This is a genomic window from Enterobacter cloacae complex sp. IR5428 (assembly GCF_049238585.1).
Taxonomy (GTDB): domain Bacteria; phylum Pseudomonadota; class Gammaproteobacteria; order Enterobacterales; family Enterobacteriaceae; genus Enterobacter; species Enterobacter intestinihominis.
Genome location: NZ_JBMKHV010000012.1, coordinates 1 through 16,190 on the forward strand (window position 1 = coordinate 1; position 16,190 = coordinate 16,190).

The following is a 16,190-nucleotide window of genomic DNA, read 5'->3' on the forward strand; positions in this document are numbered from 1 at the left end:
GCCATCATCTTTAATGGAATAACGCTTGCGTACTACGACCGAAAAACCCAGAGTGTGCTCCGGATAGACTGAAAAGTGTTACCTATGTTCCCGGTCTGATCTGTTACCTATGTATCCGGTCATACAGAAGCGCCACCGGGCATTTGAAACCGTAGGCCTGTGCAAGCGAAGCGCCGCCAGGCAAAGCGATCTTACCGACGACGCCCCAGCTTCACCGATTTCAGCACCACGAATTTGTTATTGGTGGCAATGGTGACGCAGTTACCGAAAATCTTCTTCAGCTTGTGGAAGTAGTCCAGATGGCGGTTCGCCACGATGTACAGTTCGCCGTTGATTTTCAGGCAGCGGCGCGCGTGGTGGAACATCTCCCACGCGACGTTATCCGTCAGGGCGTGCTTCTGGTGGAACGGAGGATTGCAAAACACCGCGTTGAAGCGGAAAGGCTCTACGCCGGACAGCGCGTTATTGATCATAAACTCGCAGCGATCCAGCGCCTCCGGCAGATTGGTTTCCACGTTCAGACGGCTTGAAGCCACCGCCATTGGCGATTCGTCGCTGAACACCACGCTGGCCTCCGGGTTCTTCGCCAGCAGCGTCAGGCCAATCACGCCGTTACCGCAGCCGAGATCGACAATCTCCCCTTCCAGGTTTTCCGGCAGATGTTCCATAAAGAAGCGTGCGCCGATATCCAGACCGGTACGGGAGAAGACGTTCGCGTGGTTGTGGATGGTCCAGTCGGTCCCTTCCAGCTTCCAGCTCAGGGTCTCTGGCGCGTCGGCCAGTTCCGGCGCGCTGAAGGTACAGTTGATCAGGCGCGCTTTTTTCCAGGCCAGCGTCGTAGTGGTCGGGCCGAGCACTTTCTCGAACAGCTCCAGCGTCGAGGTGTGAATATCACGCGCCTTGGCGCCCGCGATGATGCGCGTTTCTGGCGTCACGACTTTACGCAGCGCGCGCAGTTGCTGCTCCAGCAGCGCCATGGTTTTGGGCACTTTAATCAGCACCACCCCTGGCGCCTGCGGGTAGTCCGCGGTGCTGTCGAGGAACTTCACGCTGGATTCGTCGATATCGTTGTGACGCAGGTTTTCACGCGTCGCCAGCTCGCTTAAGTAAGAATCGCCGATACTGTAAGGCGCATGTTCCGCCAGCGCACAGCCCAGCGCGCCAAACGCGTCATTCAGGATCAGAACCGGGCCGCGGATTTCAGTCTCATCCAACTGCTGCAGCAGATATTCATCCGCCGCTTCCCACGCCTGAAGCGGGTTCACGTCGTCCGTTTCCGGGAAACGTTTAAGGTTGAGTGAACGGAAACCGTTGTCTAAGTGGCTCATCGGCCCTCCTGAATGGTAAAATTTGGCGTATCCCTGAAAAGGGTGCGTGAGTATACCCGTTTTCACACTATTTTGGGGTTTTGATGAACCAGCTGACTTATCTCCAGGGCTACCCGGAGCAATTACTATCCCAGGTTCGCGACCTGATCGCCGCGGGAAAGCTCGGCGCGGTGCTGGAAAAACGCTACCCGGGCACGCATGATTTCGCGACTGACAAAGCCCTCTGGCAGTATACGCAGGATCTGAAAAGCCAGTATCTGAAGAGCGCCCCGCCTATCAACAAGGTGATGTACGACAACAAGATCCACGTGCTGAAAAACGCGCTCGGCCTGCATACCGCCATCTCCCGCGTGCAGGGCGGCAAGCTGAAGGCTAAGGCGGAGATCCGCGTCGCGACCGTCTTTCGCAATGCACCGGAAGCCTTTCTGCGGATGATCGTGGTGCACGAGCTGGCGCATTTGAAAGAGAAAGATCACGACAAAGCGTTCTATTCCCTGTGCTGCCATATGGAGCCGCAGTACCACCAGCTGGAGTTTGATACCCGTTTGTGGCTGACGCATTTATCGTTAAAGAGTAATGCGCAGTAGCGCACGCGAAATGTCATGAGGACGTGCTACAGTGGCTTTAGGTTCCCTGCTACGGAGTACGTAAACGTTTATGATACGTTTCGCAGTCATCGGTACGAACTGGATCACGCGCCAGTTCGTCGACGCCGCCCACGAAACCGGCAAATATAAGCTCACCGCAGTCTATTCCCGCAGCCTTGAGCAGGCGCAAAGTTTTGCGAATGACTACCTGGTTGAACATCTGTTCACCTCACTCGATGAGATGGCGCAAAGCGACGCCATTGACGCGGTCTATATCGCCAGCCCGAATGCTCTGCACTTCCCGCAAACGAAGCTGTTCCTCAGTCATAAAAAGCATGTGATCTGCGAGAAGCCGCTGGCGTCGAATATCCACGAAGTGGAAGCCGCCATTGCGCTTGCCCGCGAAAACCAGGTGGTGCTGTTTGAAGCGTTCAAAACCGCCAGCCTGCCCAACTTCCTGCTGTTGCAGCAGTCCCTGCCGAAAATTGGCAAAGTGCGTAAAGCCTTTATCAACTACTGCCAGTATTCCTCGCGCTACCAGCGCTATCTGGACGGCGAAAACCCGAACACCTTTAACCCGGCCTTCTCGAATGGCTCGATTATGGATATCGGTTTTTACTGCCTGGCCTCTGCGGTTGCGCTGTGGGGGGAACCACACGGCGTGACGGCCACCGCCAGCCTGCTGGAGAGCGGCGTGGATGCACACGGCGTTGTGGTGCTGGACTACGGTGATTTCAGCGTGACGTTGCAGCACTCGAAGGTCAGCGACTCCGTGCTGCCAAGCGAAATTCAGGGCGAAGACGGCTCGCTGGTGATCGAAAAAATCTCCGAATGCCAGAAGCTCAGCATCGTTCCGCGCGGCGGAAAAGCGCAGGAGCTGACGCAGCCTCAGCATATTAACACTATGCTTTATGAGGCAGAGGTCTTCGCCCGTCTGGTAGAAGACAACGAAGTGAACCACCCGGGACTGGCGATCAGCCGCACCACGGCGAAGCTGCAAACGGAGATCCGCCGACAGACCGGCGTAATCTTCCCCGCAGACGGCGTGAATGTGGAAGCCGTCGCGTAAAGCTGTGTAATGAAATCGTGCAGACCATTGACGAAATCGATGGTCTGACATAATTTGTTACCTGCAAAGGGGAGTAACTTCTTCGCCGGTGGATCGTCATTACGATGCGTGCAAAACCGCATCCGGTCGCCGGGCAACCTTCGTGGTTGTAAGTGAGACCTTGCCGGAAGGCGAGGTCTATGCATAAAAAGCTAACGGCTATCGTCTTCTGACCATAGCCGTTTTTGTTTTTTTATGTGTAAGGAAAATAGTATGCATTCTGTCGGCACTCCAATGCTGTGGGGCGGATTCGCGGTTGTCGTGCTCATCATGCTGGCGATCGACCTCTTTTTGCAGGGTCGTCGCGGCGAACACGGCATGAGCGTTAAGCAAGCCGCCGTCTGGTCGCTGGTATGGGTTACCCTCTCACTTCTTTTCTGCGCCGCCTTCTGGTGGTATCTGGCCTCAACCGAAGGTCGCGCGGTGGCCGATCCTCAGGCACTCGCCTTCCTCACCGGCTATCTGATTGAAAAAGCGCTGGCGGTTGATAACGTCTTCGTCTGGCTGATGCTGTTCAGTTACTTCGCCGTGCCTGCGGCCCTGCAACGCCGCGTGCTGGTATACGGCGTGCTAGGCGCCATCATCCTGCGTACCATCATGATCTTCGCCGGTAGCTGGCTGATTACCCAGTTCGAATGGCTGCTGTACGTGTTTGGTGCGTTCCTGCTGTTCACCGGGGTCAAAATGGCGCTGGCGAAAGAAGACGATACCGGTATCGGTGATAAGCCGCTGGTGAAGTGGATCCGGGGTCATCTGCGCATGACGGACAAGATCGAGAGCGAGCATTTCTTCGTGCGTAAGAACGGCCTGCTGTTCGCCACCCCGCTGCTGCTGGTGCTGATTCTGGTCGAGCTGAGCGACGTGATTTTCGCGGTGGACAGTATCCCGGCTATCTTCGCAGTTACCACCGACCCGTTCATCGTGCTGACCTCGAACCTGTTCGCCATCCTCGGCCTGCGTGCGATGTACTTCCTGCTGGCGGGCGCGGCAGAGCGCTTCTCAATGCTGAAGTACGGTCTGTCAGTGATTCTGGTCTTTATCGGTATCAAGATGCTGATTGTTGATTTCTACCATATCCCGATCGCCATTTCGCTCGGCGTGGTGTTTGGCATTCTGCTGGTGACGCTGATTATCAATACCTGGGTTAACCGCCAGCACGATAAGAAGCAGCAGGCTTAGTGCAACGTTCGGTGCGGGCTGATGCCCTCACCCCACCCCTCTCCCACGGGGAGAGGGGGAAATGCAATGCAGGCCGGGTAAGCGCAGCGCCACCCGGCACTTTCGTTAACCAATAGTTAAAAAACATGACGCAACACGTAAAATCCAGCATTTTACGCTTCCGCCTTTCGCTGCTTTCCCTGATACTCAACCAGGCAAACAAATACTTACATCCGGATACAAATGTGACTTAGAGCACATCCAGGATGGAACGCAATTTCACTCAGGAATAACGTATGAGCACACAATCTAAGGGCCTGCTTGCGCGCCTGGCGCAGGGCAGTCTTGTAAAACAAATTCTGGTCGGGTTGGTACTGGGTATTCTGCTGGCGATGGTGTCAAAACCTGCGGCGGAAGCGACGGGACTGCTCGGCACCCTTTTCGTTGGCGCACTGAAGGCCGTCGCCCCGGTACTGGTGCTGATGCTGGTGATGGCGTCGATTGCCAACCACCAGCACGGACAAAAAACCAACATTCGCCCTATTCTGTTCCTGTATCTGCTGGGAACCTTCTCTGCTGCCTTAACGGCCGTTGTGTTTAGCTTCCTGTTCCCGTCCACGCTGCACCTGACCAGCGCGGCCGGTGATATCACCCCGCCGTCCGGGATTGTGGAAGTCCTTCGCGGCCTGCTGATGAGCATGGTCTCTAACCCCATCACCGCACTGATGAACGGAAACTACATTGGCATCCTGGTCTGGGCGATTGGTCTGGGCTTCGCGCTGCGTCATGGCAACGAGACCACGAAAAACCTGGTTAACGATTTGTCCAATGCAGTGACCTTCATGGTGAAGCTGGTGATTCGCTTTGCACCAGTCGGTATCTTTGGTCTGGTTTCTTCGACGCTGGCCACCACCGGTTTCGACGCACTGTGGGGCTACGCGCAGCTGCTGGTCGTCCTGGTCGGCTGTATGCTGCTGGTGGCGCTGGTGATCAACCCGCTGCTGGTGTTCTGGCAGATCCGCCGCAACCCGTATCCGCTGGTGCTGACCTGCCTGCGCGAGAGCGGCGTGTATGCCTTCTTCACCCGCAGCTCAGCGGCGAACATACCGGTGAACATGGCGCTGGCGGAGAAGCTGAACCTGGACCGCGATACCTATTCGGTGTCGATTCCCCTGGGTGCAACCGTGAACATGGCCGGTGCGGCGATTACCATCACCGTGCTGACGCTGGCGGCGGTGCATACGCTGGGTATTCCGGTAGATCTGCCAACCGCGCTGCTGCTGAGCGTCGTTGCATCACTGTGTGCCTGTGGCGCATCCGGCGTGGCGGGCGGCTCTCTGCTGCTGATCCCGCTGGCCTGTAACATGTTCGGTATTCCGAACGAGATTGCCATGCAGGTTGTCGCGGTCGGTTTCATTATCGGCGTATTGCAGGATTCCTGCGAAACCGCGCTGAACTCCTCTACCGACGTGCTGTTTACCGCCGCAGCCTGTCAGGCGGAAGATGCGCGTTTAGCGAAGAACGCCCTGCGCAGTTAAAAAGAAAAGCCCGGTGGCGGCTACGCCTTACCGGGCCTACAAGGTAAATGCAAAACGGCAACATGTGTTGCCGTTTTTAGTGTTTGCACCCTCTCCCTGTGGGAGAGGGCCGGGGTGAGGGCACCAGCCCGCACCCGACTTAAAGCGTCACACCACTCTTAAAGATCGCCAGCTCGCGGAAGTCGTTCTTCTCGTTGCAGGTCTGCCTGCCGCTGGCAAATTCCACAATCGTGTCCACGAATTCGCTCAGCAGCTGCGGCATCGCTTTGCCGTGGATCAGCTGGCCCGCGTCAAAGTCGATCCAGTGCTTTTTCTTCGCCGCCAGTTCGCTGTTAGTGGCGATTTTCACCGTCGGCACAAACCCGCCGTACGGCGTACCGCGCCCGGTACTGAACAGCACCATGTGACAGCCCGCGCCTGCCAGCGCGCTGGTGGCGACCGCATCGTTGCCCGGTGCGCTGAGCAGGTTCAGGCCGTGCGTTTTCAGCCGCTCACCGTAGCGCAGCACGTCCACCACCTGGCTGGCGCCCGCTTTTTGAGTGCAGCCCAGGGATTTTTCTTCAAGCGTGGTGATCCCGCCCGCTTTGTTACCCGGCGAGGGGTTCTCGTATATCGGCTGGTTATGGGCGATGAAGTACTGTTTGAAGTCGTTCACCATGGTGACGGTCTTCTCAAAGGTCTCTTCGTCGCGGCAGTGGCTCATCAGAATGCGCTCTGCGCCGAACATCTCCGGCACTTCGGTCAGCACCGTAGTGCCGCCGTTGGCAATCACGTAATCCGAGAAGCGACCCAGCATTGGGTTAGCGGTAATGCCGGAAAGGCCATCAGATCCGCCGCACTCCAGGCCAAACTTCAGTTCGCTCAGCTTGCCCGGCTCGCGCTTGTCGTGACGCATCACCTCGTACAGCTGATGCAGCTGTTCAACGCCCGCTTCCACTTCGTCGTCCTGGTGCTGACACACCATAAAGTGCACGCGCTCAGGGTCAAATTCGCCCAGCGTGTCGCGGAAGGCGTCGACCTGATTGTTCTCGCAGCCGAGGCCGATCACCAGCACCGCGCCCGCGTTCGGGTGGCGCACCATGTTTTGCAGCATGGTGCGGGTATTGATGTGGTCGTCGCCCAGCTGGGAACAACCGTAGGTGTGGCTGAACAGATGCACGCCGTCGGTGCCTTCAGCATCATTAGTCTCTTTCAGGAAACGCGTCTGAATTTGACGCGCGATCCCGTTCACGCAGCCGACAGTCGGGAGGATCCACAGCTCATTGCGGATCCCCACCTCGCCGCTGGCGCGGCGGTAGATCTGTACCTCACGATCGGCCGCCTGTCCTTCTTCTGGCTGGAAGTCAGGTTGATAGCTGTACTCGTCCAGATCGCTGAGATTGGTGCGGGTATTGTGGGAATGAATGTATTCACCCGGCGCAATATCCGCCAGCGCATGACCGATGGGCAAACCGTACTTCACCACGTTCTCCCCTTTCGCAATGGGGAACAGGGCAAACTTATGTCCACGTCCAATGGCCTGGCGTAACGTCACCGACTGGTTGTCGAAGGTCACTTCCATCCCTTCGGCTAAATCTGCCAGCGCGACGGCAACGTTATCCAGCGAATGGATTTTGATGTATTGCATATCAACCTCAAACGGCCTTAGTTCAGTTCAATGGCGAAGTAGTCACGCGCATTGTTAAAGCAGATGTTTCTCACCATTTCGCCCAGCAGCTGGATATCCGCTGGCGCTTCGCCCGCGTGCACCCAGCGGCCAATCATCTGGCACAGAATGCGGCGGAAATATTCATGGCGGGTATAGGAGAGGAAACTGCGGCTGTCGGTCAGCATGCCAACGAAGCGGCTCAACAGGCCGAGCTGCGCCAGCTGTGTCATCTGACGCTCCATGCCGTCTTTTTGATCGTTAAACCACCAGCCGGAACCGAACTGCATCTTGCCCGGCATCCCTTCGCCCTGGAAGTTGCCGATCATGGTGCCCAGCACTTCGTTATCGCGCGGATTCAGGCAGTAGAGAATGGTTTTCGGCAGCAGGTTTTGCTCGTTCTGTTTGCTCAGCAGTTTTGACAGCTCTTCCGCCAGAGGGCGGTCGTTGATGGAGTCGAAGCCCACGTCCGCGCCCAGCAGTTTAAACTGACGCTGGTTGTTATTACGCAGCGCGCCGATATGGTACTGCTGAACCCAGCCGCGACGGGCATATTCCGCACCGAGGAACACCAGCACCGCGGTTTTAAACTGGGCGACTTCACGCTCGCTCAGGGCTTCGCCGGAGAGACGACGCGCCAGGATGCTGTCCAGCTCGGCTTCGCTGGAATCCGCGAACAGCACCACGTCCAGCGCGTGGTCAGACACTTTACAGCCGTGTGCGGCAAAGTGATCCAGACGTTTGGTCAGCGCGGATTGCAGATCGGCGAAACGACGGATATCGGTATCCGATACTTCAGCCAGCTTCGTCATGTAGTCATTAAAGGTCGGCAGCTCAATGTTGAAGGCTTTATCCGGACGCCAGCTTGGCAGCACTTTGATGTCAAAGGTGCTGTCCTTCGCGACAACCGCGTGGTGCTCCAGGGAGTCGATCGGATCGTCGGTTGTGCCCACCATCTTCACGTTCATCTGCTGCATGATGCCGCGCGCCGAGAAGCTATCCTGCGCCAGCAGTTCGTTGCACTGATCCCAGATTTCATCCGCCGTGGCGGGAGAGAGCAGCTTGCCGGTGATGCCAAAAGGACGACGCAGTTCGAGGTGCGTCCAGTGGTATAACGGGTTACCGATGGTGTGGGGAACGGTAGCGGCCCAGGCGTCAAACTTCTCGCGATCGGTCGCGTCGCCGGTACACAGGCGCTCGGCCACGCCGTTGGTGCGCATCGCGCGCCACTTATAATGGTCACCCTTCAGCCAGATATCATACAGGTTTTTGAAACGGTAATTTTCGGCAACCTGTTGCGGCGGTAAATGGCAGTGGTAGTCGAAAATCGGCTGATCTTTTGCGTAGTCGTGGTACAGGCGGCGAGCAAATTCGGTATCTAACAGGAAATCTTCGGTCATAAACGGTGTCATTATCGTCTTCCTCATTACGGGAGCGTCAGAAAGCTTATGTTCAGATGCTGCAAAGTTATCACACCAATTTCCAGAGTCCGACGTTTTTTTCGTGAGTTAGATCAATAAACGTCGACAAATAAATTACCCTCAAAGGGGTAAACCTTCTTGCAGGCCGCGCCAGATCTGGCTTTACGCACGCCGCATAATATCCCTACAAAGATTCACTCTTTTGTGATGTCACTCACCTTTTAAAGTTGTATGACAAGTTATCTTTTCGCCGTCGCAAACTATAAGCCGACGGAATGCATTACCGGTGTTTGTTACATCGGATTTAACGGTACGGAAGCCGACTTAGCACGATGACTTATGGCAAGGTTCGGGCCGTTCCGGGACAGGTTCCCGGTTACGCCCCTCCCGTTACAGAACAGCTCCCGGCAACGGTTGAGTTGTTGCCGTGTCCCGACACGGAAATAACATAACGATGAGGTTTTACATGCGTAAAATTAAAGGGTTACGTTGGTACATGATCGCACTGGTGACGCTCGGCACCGTGCTGGGCTACCTGACACGTAACACCGTGGCAGCAGCGGCGCCAACGTTGATGGAAGAGTTACATATCTCCACACAACAATACTCTTACATCATTGCGGCGTATTCTGCCGCTTACACCGTAATGCAGCCTGTTGCAGGTTATGTTCTTGATATTCTGGGTACAAAAATTGGTTATGCCTTCTTCGCTGTAGCATGGGCCGTCTTCTGCGGGGCGACGGCGCTGGCTGGCAGCTGGGGCGGGCTGGCGCTAGCACGTGGTGCGGTAGGTGCTGCCGAAGCGGCGATGATCCCTGCGGGTCTGAAAGCCAGCTCTGAATGGTTCCCGGCAAAAGAACGTTCAATCGCTGTCGGTTACTTCAACGTGGGTTCCTCCATCGGGGCGATGATTGCTCCGCCACTGGTGGTGTGGGCGATTGTGATGCACAGCTGGCAAATGGCGTTCATCATCTCCGGTGTGCTGAGTTTTGCCTGGGCCATGGCGTGGCTGATCTTCTATAAACACCCGCGCGATCAGAAAAAGCTGTCTACCGAAGAACGTGACTACATTATTAATGGTCAGGAATCTCATCATCAGACCGACAACGGTAAAAAAATGTCCGTCTGGCAGATCCTGGGTACCCGTCAGTTCTGGGGTATCGCCCTGCCACGCTTCCTGGCGGAACCGGCCTGGGGTACGTTCAACGCCTGGATCCCGCTGTTCATGTTCAAAGTCTACGGCTTTAACCTGAAAGAGATCGCGATGTTCGCCTGGATGCCAATGCTGTTTGCAGACCTGGGCTGTATCGTCGGCGGCTACCTGCCACCGCTGTTCCAGCGCTGGTTTGGCGTGAACCTGATTGTGTCCCGTAAGATGGTGGTCACCATGGGCGCCCTGCTGATGATTGGCCCTGGCATGATTGGCCTGTTCACCAGTCCTTACGTGGCTATCGCCCTGCTGTGTATCGGGGGCTTTGCTCACCAGTCTCTGTCTGGCGCGCTGATTACGCTCTCGTCCGACGTGTTTGGTCGTAACGAAGTTGCCACCGCCAACGGTCTGACCGGGATGGCCGCCTGGACCGCAAGTACCCTGTTCGCCCTCGTGGTCGGCGCGCTGGCAGACACCATCGGCTTCAGCCCGCTGTTCGCGGTACTGGCCATCTTCGACCTGCTGGGCGCGGTGGTTATCTGGACGGTGCTGAAGAGTAAATCCGCCGAGGAACTGGCGAAAGAGTCCCTTGGGGGACCGGCGACGCAGAGTTAGCTTGTTGTGCCGGGTGGCGGCTTCGCCTTACCCGGCCTACAACACCCGATAAAACCGTAGGCCGGGTAAGCGTAGCGCCACCCGGCAAAAACGTCGCAAAAGCCGCCTCCGGGCGGCTTTTTTAATGGCGAAATCTGGAGAGTGGCACGCAAAAGTGGTATAACAAATCATTCGCCGTACCCTGCCTGGAGCGCATATGGAAATCACCGAATCACGTCGTTTATATCAACAACTTGCCGCCGAGCTGAAAGATCGCATCGAGCAAGGGGTCTATCTTGTCGGTGATAAACTTCCCGCTGAGCGTTTTATTGCGGATGAAAAAAGCGTCAGCCGCACGGTGGTCCGCGAAGCCATCATCATGCTGGAAGTTGAAGGGTATGTTGAGGTACGCAAAGGTTCCGGTATTCACGTGATTTCCAGCCAGGCGAAACACTCCCCCACGCCGGACGAAAGTCTGGAATTTGCCAGCTACGGTCCGTTTGAGCTTCTCCAGGCTCGCCAGCTGATTGAAAGCAATATCGCAGAATTCGCAGCGACGCAGGTCACCAAGCAGGACATCATGAAGCTGATGGAAATCCAGGATCATGCGCGTAAAGAAAAATGTTTCCGCGATTCCGAATGGGACCTGCAATTCCACGTCCAGGTCGCCCTTGCGACTCAAAACACGGCGCTGGCGGCAATCGTTGAAAAAATGTGGACTCAGCGCGTTCACAACCCGTACTGGAAGAAACTGCACGATCACATTGATTCCCGCACGGTAGACAACTGGTGTGACGACCACGACCAGATTCTTAAGGCCCTGATTCGTAAAGATCCGCATGCGGCGAAACTGGCAATGTGGCAGCATCTGGAGAACACTAAACAGATGCTTTTTAATGAAACGAGTGATGACTTTGAATTTAACGCTGACCGCTATCTTTTTGCTGATAATCCGGTGGTTCACCTCGATACCGCGACCAATGTCACAAAATAACCTCCTGAACTGCTGGCAGGCGCACCGCCGCGCCTTCCGGCCAGACAGGGTAAGAAAACCTCTATAGTGTCAGCCTTTGTAAAATCTCTCGCTCCCCTCCGTGGCTTACGCCAAAATCGTGTTTCCCCTCAAATTCTGTGACGCAGAACGTCGGGCTTTGTTACAATTGGATTCACTTCGTTATTTTGTAAGTTAGTGCTTGCTAACCAGCCAATTAACAGGGAACAGTGTTGGCCACACATCATTGTGTCCGCGAGCGACCATAATGAAATCATAACAATGTCGCCGTGCTGTTTTCCCGTATGACAGGCGTGACGTTAACCGATTTCCAGGAACACTGAATGGAACTTTTGACCCAACTACTGAACGCCCTCTGGGCTCAGGATTTCGAAACGCTGGCCAACCCGTCCATGATTGGCATGCTCTACTTTGTGTTATTTATGATCCTGTTCCTTGAGAACGGCCTGCTGCCTGCTGCCTTTTTACCGGGCGACAGCCTGCTGGTGCTGGTTGGGGTGCTCTGTGCAAAAGGGGCGATGGCTTTCCCACAAACGGTTCTGCTGTTGACCATTGCCGCCAGCCTGGGTTGCTGGGTGAGTTATATTCAGGGGCGATGGCTGGGCAACACGCGAATCGTTCAGAACTGGCTTTCGCATCTTCCGGCACATTATCACCAGCGAGCGCACCACCTTTTCCATAAGCACGGGCTCTCCGCCTTGCTGATTGGCCGCTTTATCGCATTCGTACGCACCCTGCTGCCGACCATTGCGGGCTTGTCCGGCCTGAGCAGCGCGCGCTTCCAGTTCTTTAACTGGATGAGCGGCCTGCTGTGGGTTCTGATCCTGACCACGCTCGGCTATGCGCTCGGTAAAACGCCGGTCTTTATGAAATATGAAGACCAGCTGATGTCTTGCCTGATGCTGCTGCCCGTCGTCCTGCTGGTGTTTGGCCTGGTCGGTTCACTGGTCGTACTGTGGAAAAAGAAATACGGAGCCAGGGGTTAACGATGGTTATCTCCCCGCTCGCGCTGCGCCGCTTCTCTTACGCCATCGTCGCGCTAATGATGTTCAGCGCTCTCATCCTGCTATGGTCTGCCCTACAGCACCAGGAGTCGACGCTGACTATCCGTCCTGTGAGTCAAGGAACCAGCGTGCCGGATGGTTTTTCCATCTGGCATCATCTGGATGCTAACGGGATCCGCTTTAAGAGCATCACGCCGCAAGACGACGTGCTGCTGATAAAATTTGACTCCAGTGCGCAAAGCGCCGCGGCGAAAGCGGTGCTGGACCGCACGTTGCCGCAGGGTTACATCATCGCGCAACAGGATGATGACAGCCACGTAGCCTCCTGGATGTCACGGTTACGCGACACGTCGCATCGATTTGGCTAACGACTAATATTCCGAATATTTTCACCCACTTTGGTGAAACTCCCGTTTACTTACTATGCTTAAGTACGCGGAGCACCCCTCAGATGTTCTCCGCATAGTTCTGGAACACGGCTTACGCCGTAACACAATGGAAGGTTTCTATAATGAAATACCGCATCACCCTGGCTCTGGCCCTTTTTTCTTTAAGCACAGCTTCCTTCGCTATGTCTCTTTGTCAGGAGAAAGAACAGGATATTCAACGCGAAATCAGTTATGCCGAAAAGCATAACAATCAGCACCGGATCGACGGACTGAAAAAAGCGTTGAGCGAAGTGAAAGACAATTGTACGGACAGCAAGCTGCGTGCCGATCATCAGGAAAAAATCGCTGAACAGAAGGACGAGATAGCCGAGCGCCGTCAAGACCTGCAAGAAGCGAAAGAGAAAGGTGATGCGGAAAAAATTGCCAAGCGCGAGAGGAAGTTGCAAGAGGCGCAGGACGAACTGAAAGCGCTGGAAGCTCGCGATTATTGAGTTAACGGAAATCTCAACAGGAGAGAATCATGTCAAAAGATACAACTTCAGAACATCTGCGCGCTGAGCTGAAATCCCTGGCGGACACCCTGGAAGAGGTGCTGAACTCTTCTGCCGATAAATCGAAAGAAGAAGTCAGCAAACTGCGCAGCAAAGCGGAGCAGGCACTGAAAGAGAGCCGTTACCGTCTGGGTGAAACCGGTGATGCACTGGCGAAACAGACCCGCGAAGCGGCTGCGCGCGCAGACGAATATGTACGTGACAATCCATGGACAGGCGTTGGTATTGGTGCCGCAGTGGGTGTGGTGCTGGGTGTCCTGCTGACGCGTCGTTGATTATGGAAGATCCACGTCACGCACAAGGGCCTGCTAAAAACGTCCTCGGCATCGGCCAGCGTATTCTTACGACGCTGGTCGGGATTGCCGAAACGCGCGTCCGGCTTGCGGTAGTGGAACTGGAAGAGGAGAAAGCCAATCTCTTCCAGATGCTGCTCATGCTTGGGCTTACGATGCTCTTTGCCGCGTTTGGTCTGATGAGCCTGATGGTGTTAATCATCTGGGCTATCGATCCACAGTATCGACTGAACGCGATGATTGCGACTACCGTGGTTCTGCTGGTGGCGGCGCTGATAGGCGGTATCTGGACCCTGCATAAAGCGCGCACGTCGACCTTCCTGCGCCATACGCGCCAGGAGCTGGCCAACGACCGCGCCCTGCTGGAGGATGATAAGTCGTGAGCGACAAAGCCGAACGTCAAAAGCGGAAAGCGTATCTGCTGAGCCAGATCCAGCAGCAGCGGCTGGACCTGTCCGCCAGCCGTCGCGACTGGCTGGAGCTGACCCAGCGTTACGATCGCGGCTGGAATACTCTTCTGAGCCTGCGATCGTGGGCGCTGGTGGGTAGCAGCGTGATGGCGATCTGGACGATTCGTCATCCAAACATGCTGATTCGCTGGGCACGCCGTGGCTTTGGTGTCTGGAGCGCATGGCGTCTGGTGAAAGCAACGATTCGTCAGCAGCAGCTGCGCTAGCCTTCTCGCCGGGTGGCGATGCGCTTACCCGGCCTACGGTAAAAAAGTAGGCCGGGTAAGGCGTAGCCGTCACCCGGCAAAATCTCTCTATGCTCCCTTACTCAATATCTTTGAAAAAGATTGACAGTTTTCCTTGCTAACAATTGCCATCCGCCCCGTTTACACTCCTCTCCATCGACAGCAAAGACGCGGTATCTACCCGAATTTGCACGCAAATAACGTTTAGCCGCTGATGTGGTTTCCTGGAGAGTAAAATGAAAAAATTAGAAGATGTTGGTGTATTGGTAGCGCGTATTCTGATGCCTGTGCTGTTCATCACCGCAGGCTGGGGCAAAATTACCGGCTATGCGGGCACTCAGCAGTATATGGAAGCGATGGGCGTACCGGGTTTCCTGCTGCCACTGACCATCCTGCTTGAGTTCGGCGGCGGCCTGGCAGTGCTGTTCGGTTTCCTGACCCGCACCACGGCGCTGTTCACCGCAGGCTTTACCCTGCTGACCGCGTTCATCTTCCACAGCAACTTTGCGGAAGGCGTGAACTCCCTGATGTTCATGAAAAACCTGACAATCGCGGGTGGCTTCCTGCTGCTGGCTATCACGGGTCCGGGCGCCTACAGCATCGACCGTCTTCTGAATAAGAAGTGGTAAGCACGCTATACTGATTAAATTCAAAGCGAGGAGACATCTCCTCGCTTTTGCTATCTGACGGAGGAGTAAAAAATGGGACAACTCGTAGACGGCGTCTGGCAGGATGTCTGGTATGACACCAAATCCACCGGTGGACGCTTTAAGCGCTCTGTTTCGGCCTTCCGTAACTGGCTGACCGCCGACGGCGCACCCGGCCCGAGTGGCGAAGGGGGCTTTGCGGCGGAGAAAGATCGTTATCATCTGTATGTTTCTCTCGCCTGTCCGTGGGCGCACCGTACGCTGATTGTGCGCAAACTTAAAGGTCTCGAATCGCTAATTCCGGTTTCGGTGGTCAACCCGCTGATGCTGGAAAACGGCTGGACGTTCGACAGTGACTTCCCGGCCGCGACGGGTGATGAGCTTTATCATCACGATTTCCTGTATCAGCTCTATCTGCGCGCCGATCCGCACTACACCGGACGCGTAACGGTGCCTGTACTGTGGGACAAGAAAAACCAGACGATCGTCAGCAATGAATCCGCTGAAATCATTCGCATGTTCAATACCGCGTTTGACGCGCACGGCGCCCGCGCCGGGGATTACTATCCGGTTGAGCTGAGCGAGAAAATTGACGAGCTGAACGGCTGGATCTACGACAACGTCAACAACGGCGTCTATAAAGCCGGTTTTGCCACCAGTCAGGAAGCGTACGACGAAGCGGTCGGCAACGTGTTTGGATCCCTGGAACGTCTGGAGCAGATCCTCGGCCAGCATCGTTATTTAACGGGCGATCGCTTCACCGAAGCAGACATCCGCCTGTGGACGACGCTGATCCGCTTCGATCCGGTGTATGTCACCCACTTCAAGTGCGACAAGCATCGCATCAGCGATTATCTGAACCTGCACGGTTTCCTGCGCGACATCTATCAGATGCCGGGTATTGCGGAGACGGTCAATTTTGACCATATTCGCACCCATTATTTCCGCAGTCATAAGACCATCAACCCAACGGGCATTATCTCCATTGGTCCGTGGCAGGATCTGGATGAACCACACGGGCGCGACGTGCGTTTCGGATAATTATTTAGGGAATCAATTGATTCCCTTTTT

Annotated in this window: 17 protein-coding genes; 14 read left to right on the forward strand and 3 right to left on the reverse strand. The window is 55.6% G+C overall.

Going from position 1 to position 16,190, the window contains the following annotated elements:
* Positions 1 to 191 precede the first annotated feature (191 nt).
* A complete protein-coding gene (rlmG, locus tag ACOTXC_RS17055; RefSeq protein ID WP_023298689.1) occupies positions 192 to 1,328 on the reverse strand; it encodes a 23S rRNA (guanine(1835)-N(2))-methyltransferase RlmG in 1,137 nt (378 codons plus the stop codon).
* 83 nt (positions 1,329 to 1,411) lie between these two features.
* Here rlmG and ACOTXC_RS17060 point away from each other — a divergent pair, with 83 nt between their 5' ends.
* The 4 genes from ACOTXC_RS17060 to sstT all read left to right on the forward strand — a co-directional run bounded on the left by ACOTXC_RS17060 (position 1,412) and on the right by sstT (position 5,719).
* Positions 1,412 to 1,915 (forward strand): M48 family metallopeptidase, encoded by a 504-nt coding sequence (locus ACOTXC_RS17060; RefSeq protein WP_023298690.1) that lies wholly within the window; start codon positions 1,412 to 1,414, stop codon positions 1,913 to 1,915.
* A 70-nt stretch (positions 1,916 to 1,985) separates the two neighbouring features.
* A complete protein-coding gene (locus tag ACOTXC_RS17065; protein WP_022649469.1) occupies positions 1,986 to 2,984 on the forward strand; it encodes a Gfo/Idh/MocA family protein in 999 nt (332 codons plus the stop codon).
* A gap of 252 nt (positions 2,985 to 3,236) precedes the next feature.
* Positions 3,237 to 4,202 carry a TerC family protein gene (locus ACOTXC_RS17070; protein WP_022649470.1) on the forward strand — a complete coding sequence of 322 codons (966 nt, stop codon included), beginning with the start codon at positions 3,237 to 3,239 and terminating at the stop codon, positions 4,200 to 4,202.
* A gap of 275 nt (positions 4,203 to 4,477) precedes the next feature.
* Positions 4,478 to 5,719 (forward strand): serine/threonine transporter SstT, encoded by a 1,242-nt coding sequence (sstT, locus tag ACOTXC_RS17075; RefSeq protein WP_023298692.1) that lies wholly within the window; start codon positions 4,478 to 4,480, stop codon positions 5,717 to 5,719.
* A 139-nt stretch (positions 5,720 to 5,858) separates the two neighbouring features.
* Here the strand turns inward: sstT and ACOTXC_RS17080 are convergent, their stop codons facing one another.
* Complete coding sequence (locus ACOTXC_RS17080) at positions 5,859 to 7,346, reverse strand: UxaA family hydrolase (protein WP_126291442.1); 1,488 nt, start codon at positions 7,344 to 7,346, stop codon at positions 5,859 to 5,861.
* Positions 7,347 to 7,363: 17 nt separating this feature from the next.
* The gene (gene uxaC / locus ACOTXC_RS17085; protein WP_126291444.1) at positions 7,364 to 8,776 is read right to left on the reverse strand and encodes a glucuronate isomerase; all 1,413 of its coding nucleotides are present in this window, start codon (positions 8,774 to 8,776) and stop codon (positions 7,364 to 7,366) included.
* Between the two features lie 475 nt (positions 8,777 to 9,251).
* On the opposite strand from uxaC, the gene ACOTXC_RS17090 reads away from it, so the two are divergent.
* The 10 genes from ACOTXC_RS17090 to ACOTXC_RS17135 all read left to right on the forward strand — a co-directional run bounded on the left by ACOTXC_RS17090 (position 9,252) and on the right by ACOTXC_RS17135 (position 16,160).
* Positions 9,252 to 10,550, forward strand: coding sequence for an MFS transporter (locus tag ACOTXC_RS17090; RefSeq protein WP_022649474.1), 1,299 nt, complete (start codon positions 9,252 to 9,254; stop codon positions 10,548 to 10,550).
* 196 nt (positions 10,551 to 10,746) lie between these two features.
* On the forward strand, positions 10,747 to 11,523 hold the full coding sequence (gene exuR, locus ACOTXC_RS17095; protein WP_421767854.1) for a transcriptional regulator ExuR: 777 nt from the start codon (positions 10,747 to 10,749) through the stop codon (positions 11,521 to 11,523).
* 341 nt (positions 11,524 to 11,864) lie between these two features.
* Complete coding sequence (gene yqjA, locus ACOTXC_RS17100) at positions 11,865 to 12,527, forward strand: DedA family general envelope maintenance protein YqjA (protein ID WP_022649475.1); 663 nt, start codon at positions 11,865 to 11,867, stop codon at positions 12,525 to 12,527.
* Between the two features lie 2 nt (positions 12,528 to 12,529).
* Positions 12,530 to 12,913, forward strand: coding sequence for an EnvZ/OmpR regulon moderator MzrA (gene mzrA, locus ACOTXC_RS17105; protein ID WP_022649476.1), 384 nt, complete (start codon positions 12,530 to 12,532; stop codon positions 12,911 to 12,913).
* 143 nt (positions 12,914 to 13,056) lie between these two features.
* On the forward strand, positions 13,057 to 13,425 hold the full coding sequence (locus ACOTXC_RS17110; protein WP_017382428.1) for a DUF1090 domain-containing protein: 369 nt from the start codon (positions 13,057 to 13,059) through the stop codon (positions 13,423 to 13,425).
* A gap of 29 nt (positions 13,426 to 13,454) precedes the next feature.
* Entirely contained in the window at positions 13,455 to 13,760 is a 306-nt protein-coding gene (locus tag ACOTXC_RS17115) for a DUF883 family protein (protein WP_008503141.1), read from the forward strand.
* Between the two features lie 2 nt (positions 13,761 to 13,762).
* Positions 13,763 to 14,161 carry a phage holin family protein gene (locus tag ACOTXC_RS17120; RefSeq protein WP_003862647.1) on the forward strand — a complete coding sequence of 133 codons (399 nt, stop codon included), beginning with the start codon at positions 13,763 to 13,765 and terminating at the stop codon, positions 14,159 to 14,161.
* On the forward strand, positions 14,158 to 14,454 hold the full coding sequence (locus tag ACOTXC_RS17125; RefSeq protein WP_022649477.1) for a YqjK-like family protein: 297 nt from the start codon (positions 14,158 to 14,160) through the stop codon (positions 14,452 to 14,454). The genes ACOTXC_RS17120 and ACOTXC_RS17125 overlap by 4 nt, the downstream gene beginning before the upstream one ends.
* A 254-nt stretch (positions 14,455 to 14,708) precedes the next feature.
* Entirely contained in the window at positions 14,709 to 15,101 is a 393-nt protein-coding gene (locus tag ACOTXC_RS17130) for a DoxX family protein (RefSeq protein WP_006812075.1), read from the forward strand.
* Positions 15,102 to 15,173: 72 nt separating this feature from the next.
* Positions 15,174 to 16,160, forward strand: coding sequence for a glutathione S-transferase family protein (locus ACOTXC_RS17135; protein ID WP_421767855.1), 987 nt, complete (start codon positions 15,174 to 15,176; stop codon positions 16,158 to 16,160).
* Positions 16,161 to 16,190: the final 30 nt, after the last annotated feature.

Coding starts and splice junctions, on each gene's coding strand:
- rlmG (WP_023298689.1), bottom strand. CDS start 1,328: ATGAGCCACTTAGACAACGGTTTCCGTTCACTCAACCTTAAACGTTTC.
- ACOTXC_RS17110 (WP_017382428.1), top strand. CDS start 13,057: ATGAAATACCGCATCACCCTGGCTCTGGCCCTTTTTTCTTTAAGCACA.
- ACOTXC_RS17120 (WP_003862647.1), top strand. CDS start 13,763: ATGGAAGATCCACGTCACGCACAAGGGCCTGCTAAAAACGTCCTCGGC.
- ACOTXC_RS17135 (WP_421767855.1), top strand. CDS start 15,174: ATGGGACAACTCGTAGACGGCGTCTGGCAGGATGTCTGGTATGACACC.
- yqjA (WP_022649475.1), top strand. CDS start 11,865: ATGGAACTTTTGACCCAACTACTGAACGCCCTCTGGGCTCAGGATTTC.
- ACOTXC_RS17115 (WP_008503141.1), top strand. CDS start 13,455: ATGTCAAAAGATACAACTTCAGAACATCTGCGCGCTGAGCTGAAATCC.
- ACOTXC_RS17065 (WP_022649469.1), top strand. CDS start 1,986: ATGATACGTTTCGCAGTCATCGGTACGAACTGGATCACGCGCCAGTTC.
- ACOTXC_RS17060 (WP_023298690.1), top strand. CDS start 1,412: ATGAACCAGCTGACTTATCTCCAGGGCTACCCGGAGCAATTACTATCC.
- ACOTXC_RS17130 (WP_006812075.1), top strand. CDS start 14,709: ATGAAAAAATTAGAAGATGTTGGTGTATTGGTAGCGCGTATTCTGATG.
- sstT (WP_023298692.1), top strand. CDS start 4,478: ATGAGCACACAATCTAAGGGCCTGCTTGCGCGCCTGGCGCAGGGCAGT.
- ACOTXC_RS17070 (WP_022649470.1), top strand. CDS start 3,237: ATGCATTCTGTCGGCACTCCAATGCTGTGGGGCGGATTCGCGGTTGTC.
- ACOTXC_RS17090 (WP_022649474.1), top strand. CDS start 9,252: ATGCGTAAAATTAAAGGGTTACGTTGGTACATGATCGCACTGGTGACG.
- uxaC (WP_126291444.1), bottom strand. CDS start 8,776: ATGACACCGTTTATGACCGAAGATTTCCTGTTAGATACCGAATTTGCT.
- ACOTXC_RS17080 (WP_126291442.1), bottom strand. CDS start 7,346: ATGCAATACATCAAAATCCATTCGCTGGATAACGTTGCCGTCGCGCTG.
- mzrA (WP_022649476.1), top strand. CDS start 12,530: ATGGTTATCTCCCCGCTCGCGCTGCGCCGCTTCTCTTACGCCATCGTC.
- exuR (WP_421767854.1), top strand. CDS start 10,747: ATGGAAATCACCGAATCACGTCGTTTATATCAACAACTTGCCGCCGAG.